At 37.8% G+C, this 6991-nt stretch carries 10 protein-coding genes; 5 read left to right on the top strand and 5 right to left on the bottom strand.

Annotated elements, in window-relative coordinates; genetic code table 11:
- The 3 genes from NI466_RS15310 to NI466_RS15300 all read left to right on the top strand — a co-directional run.
- A partial coding sequence (locus tag NI466_RS15310; protein ID WP_253173968.1) for a TetR/AcrR family transcriptional regulator C-terminal domain-containing protein occupies positions 1–348 on the top strand: 348 nt, incomplete at its 5' end.
- A gap of 323 nt (positions 349–671) precedes the next feature.
- Positions 672–968: a type II toxin-antitoxin system RelE/ParE family toxin gene (locus NI466_RS15305; protein WP_004787583.1), complete on the top strand. Its 297-nt coding sequence runs from the start codon at positions 672–674 to the stop codon at positions 966–968.
- 3 nt (positions 969–971) lie between these two features.
- The gene (locus NI466_RS15300) at positions 972–1262 is read left to right on the top strand and encodes an addiction module antidote protein (protein WP_004787581.1); all 291 of its coding nucleotides are present in this window, start codon (positions 972–974) and stop codon (positions 1260–1262) included.
- Between the two features lie 170 nt (positions 1263–1432).
- Here NI466_RS15300 and NI466_RS15295 read toward each other — a convergent pair whose 3' ends face one another.
- Positions 1433–1930 carry a hypothetical protein gene (locus tag NI466_RS15295; protein ID WP_004856450.1) on the bottom strand — a complete coding sequence of 166 codons (498 nt, stop codon included), beginning with the start codon at positions 1928–1930 and terminating at the stop codon, positions 1433–1435.
- On the bottom strand, positions 1927–2898 hold the full coding sequence (mobQ, locus tag NI466_RS15290) for a MobQ family relaxase (protein WP_004856449.1): 972 nt from the start codon (positions 2896–2898) through the stop codon (positions 1927–1929). The genes NI466_RS15295 and mobQ overlap by 4 nt, the downstream gene beginning before the upstream one ends.
- Positions 2899–3106: 208 nt before the next feature.
- Between mobQ and NI466_RS15285 the strand changes: the two genes are divergently transcribed.
- Positions 3107–3391, top strand: a complete 285-nt coding sequence (locus tag NI466_RS15285) for a DUF8583 domain-containing protein (RefSeq protein WP_004856445.1) — start codon at positions 3107–3109, stop codon at positions 3389–3391.
- Here the strand turns inward: NI466_RS15285 and NI466_RS15280 are convergent.
- The 3 genes from NI466_RS15280 to tet(39) form a co-directional block, all read right to left on the bottom strand.
- Positions 3388–3684: a hypothetical protein gene (locus tag NI466_RS15280; RefSeq protein ID WP_004856442.1), complete on the bottom strand. Its 297-nt coding sequence runs from the start codon at positions 3682–3684 to the stop codon at positions 3388–3390. The genes NI466_RS15285 and NI466_RS15280 overlap by 4 nt on opposite strands.
- The gene (gene repM / locus NI466_RS15275; protein ID WP_004856439.1) at positions 3681–4604 is read right to left on the bottom strand and encodes a replication initiation protein RepM; all 924 of its coding nucleotides are present in this window, start codon (positions 4602–4604) and stop codon (positions 3681–3683) included. The genes NI466_RS15280 and repM overlap by 4 nt, the downstream gene beginning before the upstream one ends.
- A gap of 749 nt (positions 4605–5353) precedes the next feature.
- Positions 5354–6541 (bottom strand): tetracycline efflux MFS transporter Tet(39), encoded by a 1188-nt coding sequence (gene tet(39) / locus NI466_RS15270; RefSeq protein ID WP_004856455.1) that lies wholly within the window; start codon positions 6539–6541, stop codon positions 5354–5356.
- A gap of 65 nt (positions 6542–6606) precedes the next feature.
- Between tet(39) and NI466_RS15265 the strand changes: the two genes are divergently transcribed.
- The coding region (locus NI466_RS15265; protein ID WP_253173967.1) for a TetR family transcriptional regulator at positions 6607–6991 on the top strand (385 nt) is incomplete at its 3' end.

Genomic DNA, 6991 nt, shown 5'->3' with positions numbered 1-6991 from the left:
GCTTACCGTGATGGTGCTCGTCTACATGCAAGAACTAGCCCCAGTCAAGGACATTTCAACACGATTGAGGCCCAAGTTGCGCTGTTATCTCATGCTGGGTTTTCTCCTGTTGAAGCAGTTGCATTACTTATGACATTAGGAAGGTTTATTGTTGGGTGGGTCCTTGAGGAGCAGCAAGAAGAAATAAGATCAGACCCACCATTCGAAGCCGATCCAACTATATATCCACTCATGCTCCAAGGAGTGAATACCTTACAAAATATGAATGCGGATGACATTTTTGAAAATGGGATTCGTATGGTGATTATCGGTGCTGAAAGACAACTTGATATTAAAATGCAAACTTAACTCTATACTGCTTTAAGCAACTGTTCTATTTAGTAATAAAGCTTTTATCCTTAATTATTTAACATAATAGAGCTTATACGAAACGCAATTTAAAATATTATTGTTTTTCATATAGTTATAAAATTTTGACTGACTTCAAAAACAGTAAAAAGCCGACTTAGAAACAAGTCGGCTTTTTTATGAGCAGGTTTGATACCTTTTGCCAAGAACATAGGTTATTAAATAATCAATTGATAAAATATATTCTTATTATTTCATTTACTCATAAAATATATTCATTATAATGTTGTGTATTCGATCGAATACAATAAAGAGGAACTTTCATGACCGAGATTAAACGTCTCCCTGAATTTGATGAATGGCTAGATAGCATTAAAGACAGTATGACCCGTCTTAAACTGAATCGAAGATTAGATAAGGTTCAGCGTGGTAATTGGGGCGATGTAAAGCATCTTCAAGAAGGTGTTTGGGAAATGCGAGAGTTCTTCGGACCAGGTTGGCGCATGTATTACATCAAACATGGTGATGTAATCATTGTGATGCTTGGAGGTGGTGATAAATCTACACAGCAAAAGGATATAGAACGAGCTGTTGATTTATCAAAATCTTTAGAGGATTGAAAAATGGTTAAAATAGCTGATCTACCTAGCTTTGACATGGCAGAAGCACTTAAGAGTGAAGAAGATATTGTAATGTATCTTAATATGGTTCTTGAAGAGAATGACCCTGCTGAACTAGCTCATGCACTTGGTGTAATTGCTAAAGCTCGTGGTATGACTCAAATCGCTAAAGAAGCAGGAATTGGACGTGAAGCACTTTACAAAGCACTCCGTCAAGATTCAGCACCTCGTTTTGATACGATTAATCGTGTAGTAAATGCTTTAGGTCTAAAACTAACTGTGCAGAATGCATAACTATTAATAAAATTTTGTCTAAGTTCCATCTTATTTAACATAAAATCTCTTATGCGAAATTTCAGCTCGATGCTTTGAAAGATGGCTAAAGCCATGTTTCAAAGTCGGGCAACTTTGCGCTTGCTGTAATTTGATTTGTAATGAGAAAAACCAAGCAAAGTACCGATCAACTAGTATTTTTTAGGGTCGATCTGACACCAGTCATACGTTTTTTCTTTGACACTACTCGGTTCAAACGAGTAGCAATTTTTCCTCATTATTCTCACCAATGTTTCACCATCACTTTCTCGAATTTGTAGCGGATATTTTTTTAGTACAGCCATATCTGCTCTACGTTCATCAATTTCGTCTTTGCTTGGTATGTATAAAAAGATAGCCAAAATGAACACCATCATCACAGCAACAAACGTGCTGGCAAAAATAAAGATAAGTTTTAAGTTGAGCCTGTTTGTAGCTTCGTTTAATGCCTGAATACTGTTGTTTAATGCACCTGTATGCTTCTTATTTGTGTTTTCTAGCGATTTTTCAGCCTTGTCTAGCACTCCACTAGCGACTTGGTTGTAAAACTGCTCTAATCGCTTCTTATCGTCTGCTATGGCTTCTCGATATTCCTTCATGGATGCCAATAAAATATATAACTGGTCATCTAAATCATTTTGATTACTCATAATGACATTCCGCCTCTACTTAGTTTTTGATATGCCTTGCGGAGTGCTTGCTCGGCTCGTTGTTTATCTAATTCTTGCTGTCGTTTCATTTCCGCTTGGCGTTCCAGTTCTAGACGTTTGGTTTCTTGGTTCTTCTGCCATTGATCAAAACCTTGATCGACACGGTTTAAACCACGCTGTAAAACGCTCTCTTTCTGCTGTTTCTGTTGGTCAAGCTGTTGGGCGTTCTGCTGTTTCACATTGTCATTAAAACGGCTGATTTCAGTGTCTATGCCTTGTCTGCGTAATTGGGTGACTTTAGTGCCTTCATGGATGGTGGCTTGTAGTCCGTTATTCTGATCGGCATAGCTGCGGTGATCTATTTTTTCTCGGTAGCCTGCTCGTTCTAATGCGTGATTGGCTAAATTTGCCCACGTTTCCCGAATCTGTTTAATTTCGTCTTGGGTTGTACCCATACCAAGGCTTTTTCGTTTGGCGTTGCTGAGTTCAATATCGGTTTTGGTGGTCAGGGTGAGTTTATTGTCCGTGTCCAATTCGGCTTTTCGGGTGGTAAGCATGATATGGGCGTGATGATTCTTATCATTACCGCCTTTGCTGGGTTCATGGATGGCTAAATCTGCGATCACTCCATAGCGATCAACTAAGGACCTGGCAAAGTCTTTTGCCAAGTCCTTACGTTGATCAGCGTCTAATTCATCAGGTAGGGCAATGACCCATTCTCTAGCGGTTCGGGCATCTTTACGGTTTTCGGTTTTTTCTGCCAAGTTCCAAAGTTCACCACGGTCAATTTCAATATCTAAATTAGACAGAATTTCAGAATGGGCGACACCGTCTTTTCTCGTAAAGTCATGGGTCAGTCCTGTGCGTTCATCTTCTAGTTTTTCCCCTGCACGATATGCAGATGATGCAACCGCAGTTCGCCCCGAACTTCGGTTCACCGTTTTAGTGGAACAATGATAAATTGCCATGCAGTCGCCTTGGGGTGCTTTTGCTTTTAAAAAATTGCGTAGCAGTTTTTTGGGGTTAAGGGGTGTCCCCTTGCGCAACTTTGACTTGAACTTTGTTCAAGTCGTAAGTGCGCATTTCATGAAAAACACGATAGCATATAGCCCGCTTGAATTTCAATTCATAGGGTTTTATGCTTGAGTGGTTTTCTATATCCCGAAATTAACCGTTATGACAAAATCTGCTGAAAATATCGAAAAGAAAATTGAAGCCCAATTAGAAAAGTTGAAACAGTTAAAAGCTCAAAAACAGGCTATTGATGCAAGAGAAAAAACCAAGCAAAAGGAACAAGAAAGAAAGGACGATACAAGACGTAAAATTTTGCTCGGTTCTTACTTAATTAAAAAGATGCAATCTAATGAAGCCAATAAAGAAAAAATACTCGCTGAACTCAACGAATATTTAACAGAAAATAGAGATAGACAGCTTTTTGATTTGCCCGATATTGAAGCCTAATTTTTCTTAGCTGTTTGGTTGTTCTGTTCGGCTTGATACTCGGGAATGAGCGTATTTAAAACCTTTTGAATATTGTCTTTGTCCTCTATCTGCAAATTATCTCGATAGTAAATTAAGTCCTGTATTTTGCTTTCCATCTGCATTTTTTTGGTGGGTTCTGCATTTTTGGATATTCGAGATAATAGGAAGATATAACCGCATATATTTTCCCTCGCAATTTCATAATTTACGATGTCGAGGTATTCAACGGTCACATGTTTTAGATCAGTTGATAGGTTGTTTAATTTAATCATGGCTGAAATCCTGATTTTTCTAATATTGGATAAAGCTCTCTGAATTTTTCAGGCTCTAAAAGCATATCTGCTATACGGATAGCAAATTGTTGGTAGCTTTCTGTACCTTGTGAATATTTCCCCATTTCAGGCATTTCTGACATTTTATTGGCAAATAAATGGCGTTGTGCATCGGTCATTTTGACAAAAAAGTCAGGTGTGTTTGGGTCACGCTTAGAATCTAATTTTTTCGGCTGTGATTTTTGCTTAAACTTAAATGAAAAACCAATAATTGAACGACCACGTTTGTGTTGTTCATACTCTGCTTTTATATCTGTGTACTCATTAATTTGATCAATGGCAAGGTGTAAAACTTTTTCTTTAAATTGCCCCATTCTCTTGTATTCGTTGGGTTCTATGCCTAATTTTAATCTTAGCTCTTCTAGCTCTACCATAGTCACTTTGCCTGTACTACGCCATGCGATAAGCAACTCATACAAGCGTATAGCGTAAACACTAGTTAAACTGCTGACTTGCTCTAGTTCATAACTGGTGAAGTGTTTTTCTAAATTTGTAATCAACGGTACAACATCATCAGAAAACTTAATACGAACAAGAGCTTCATTTTCTACATAAGATATTCGTTGTACCCATCGACTTATTACATTCTCAATGTTGCCCTTTTGAGTCAGCTTTTGATAGCTAAATCTACGATCAAATAGGCTTTTGCAAGCATCTTTAAGAACTTTATAGGCTGTATTTCTATGAACATTGAAATGGTTGATATAGCTTTCAGCATGAATCGTCAAATCTTTATCATTGGGTGTATTTGATTGCCTAGCTTCAAGTATGGCTAACAGTATTAAACGTTGTTCTGATAGGTCTAAATTATAACTGGCATTTATTAGTGCATTATCTTTAACGACTAGTTCCTTTTTCATAAGCACACATGTTTTTTAAATATATAAGTACACTCTATTTTATTGAGTGTCACTTTGCAAGATAAAGGTGTACTTATTGCAAGATAAAGGTGTACTTATTGCAAGATAAAGGTGTACTTATTGCAAGATAAAGGTGTACTTATTGCTATTTTTATTCTTATATATCAATTAATTGTAGAGGCTAAAAATTAAAAAATTAAAAAATATTAAAAAGAGGGGAGTGCTTAAAACTGCCCTATGTACTCGCTAAAGCTCGTACTCTATTGAAGCTCGTTCCTCGCTTCATGGGGCAGTTTTTGGTTAATCCTGTTTATGAAATCTAAAAGCAAAAGCATTGGTAATGTATTCGCTTCGCTCATACTTTTTGAAAAGCAAAAGCTCCAAAGTTCGCACCCATTCGGGATGCTCTGTAACTACCGTTTAAAATCGAAAGGGAGCTTGTAATCAGAGAAAAAGCGAGGTCGAAATTTTGATGATGCTCAATCGCTCGTAGACACTCGCTCGGTTCTTATTATCTAGGTTTTAATTATTTACTGGAGCTAATCAAAGTTGTGAAACATTGATGAAATATTAGTCGTGGAACGTGAAGAATCATAAAAAAAGCCCGAGCATGACGTTTCGGGCTATTAAGTATTGACTATAACATTGAAAGATAATGAAAATATCTAAGCATTTCGGATAAGGTGTATTATGTTAATTTTAGATAAACTATAGAATCCATTAGTTTTTAAACCAATAAATTAAATATTTTATGGAACTCCAGAATATTTATTCAGGCGATACTTAAGCAATAAGGGTAGGGTGATTACATAAAGTATTGCAGCTAATGCCCATACCATTCCAGGAGCTGATGCCTGAGTCATAAAATAGAGGCTAGTAACTAATACAGGACCAATTATAGCCCCCAGACTATTAAAACTGCTTAATAGCCCTTGTAATTCACCTTGTCTTTCATCACTAATACCTCTGGACATCATTGCTTGCAAAGCAGGAACGGCTACTCCACCAAGGGCAAACAATGGTAACAACGCAAAAGGCACCCATTCTTCAACAGCAATAGATAAAAGAAGTAAACCAATTGCATCGCAAGCTATTCCACATAACAACGTATTTTTCTCTCCAAACCTCTTTACCATAGGGGCGATAGCAAAAGCCTGTGCAATAGAATGGCATATTCCATAACTAGCAAGGGAAACACCTGCAATAAATATACTCCAGCCATAACGATCCTGCCCATAGATAACCCATAAAGTTGCGGGGACTTGTGAAACCAATGTGATAATTAAAAAGATACCAAGCAATGGAGCCATATTAGGTTGAGTGATCAAATAGGATAATTTCTTTAATATTGATTGCTCCTGAACCTTCTCAGTCATTTTATTGCTGTGTTTTGATTCTTTTAATAAGACTGCTGTCATTATTAAATTAATCCCATTCATAAAAGCAGCAGCAAAGAACGGTGCATGTAAGTTCCATTCACCCAAAACTCCACCTATTACCGGACCCGCTATAAACCCAATACCAAAGACAGCTCCAAGGAGACCAAACCTTTTTGCACGCTCATGGGCTGGAGTAATATCTGAAACATAAGCTGTTGCAACAGCCATGTTGGCACCTGTAATTCCCGCAAAAATACGACCAATATATAGCCACAATAGAGAAGGAGCAGCAGCCATTAGGAGATAATCAGCCGTTGCACCAGCAATTGAAATAATTAATACAGGTCGACGTCCAAATCGGTCACTCAACGCTCCAAGGATAGGTGCAAAAATGAACTGCATCAGAGCATACACAGCTAATAAAGCACCATAGTGAACACCGCCTGCTTCAGCTCCAGCCAATGACCGTAATAATTCAGGCAAGATCGGCATAATTAAACCAATCCCAACAGCATCCAGAAATATAGTGATTAAAATCACGCTCAATGATTTCTTCACAAATGCCTTCTCTAGCAATGATAGAATTAATATTCTCTCACACACTCCCTATCAGTGATAGATTTATGAGTAAAAAAGATATTGCACCTCAACGTCTGACACGTGAAATAGTCCTGCGTACCGCATTGGATATGTTGAATGAAGAAGGCATAGATTCAATAACCACACGCAAGCTAGCTCAACGATTGGGTATTAAATCTCCAACTCTATATTGGCATTTCAAGAATAAATCCTTGTTAATGGAAGCAATGGCGGAAACCATTATAAATGAACACCATTTAGTTTCTTTACCCATCGATGGGATGACATGGCAAGATTGGTTGCTCGCTAATTCTGTAAGCTTTCGTCGAGCACTACTAGCTTACCGTGATGGTGCTCGTCTACATGCAAGAACTAGCCCCAGTCAAGGACATTTCAACACGATTGAGGCCCAAGTTGCGCTGTTATCTC

The organism is Acinetobacter lwoffii (genome assembly GCF_024129595.1).
Classification (GTDB): Bacteria; Pseudomonadota; Gammaproteobacteria; order Pseudomonadales; family Moraxellaceae; genus Acinetobacter; species Acinetobacter lwoffii_O.
This window is presented reverse-complemented; position numbering and strand designations above follow the sequence as displayed.

Coding starts and splice junctions, on each gene's coding strand:
- repM (WP_004856439.1), bottom strand. CDS start 4,604: ATGAAAAAGGAACTAGTCGTTAAAGATAATGCACTAATAAATGCCAGT.
- NI466_RS15295 (WP_004856450.1), bottom strand. CDS start 1,930: ATGAGTAATCAAAATGATTTAGATGACCAGTTATATATTTTATTGGCA.
- NI466_RS15305 (WP_004787583.1), top strand. CDS start 672: ATGACCGAGATTAAACGTCTCCCTGAATTTGATGAATGGCTAGATAGC.
- mobQ (WP_004856449.1), bottom strand. CDS start 2,898: ATGGCAATTTATCATTGTTCCACTAAAACGGTGAACCGAAGTTCGGGG.
- NI466_RS15285 (WP_004856445.1), top strand. CDS start 3,107: ATGACAAAATCTGCTGAAAATATCGAAAAGAAAATTGAAGCCCAATTA.
- NI466_RS15280 (WP_004856442.1), bottom strand. CDS start 3,684: ATGATTAAATTAAACAACCTATCAACTGATCTAAAACATGTGACCGTT.
- NI466_RS15300 (WP_004787581.1), top strand. CDS start 972: ATGGTTAAAATAGCTGATCTACCTAGCTTTGACATGGCAGAAGCACTT.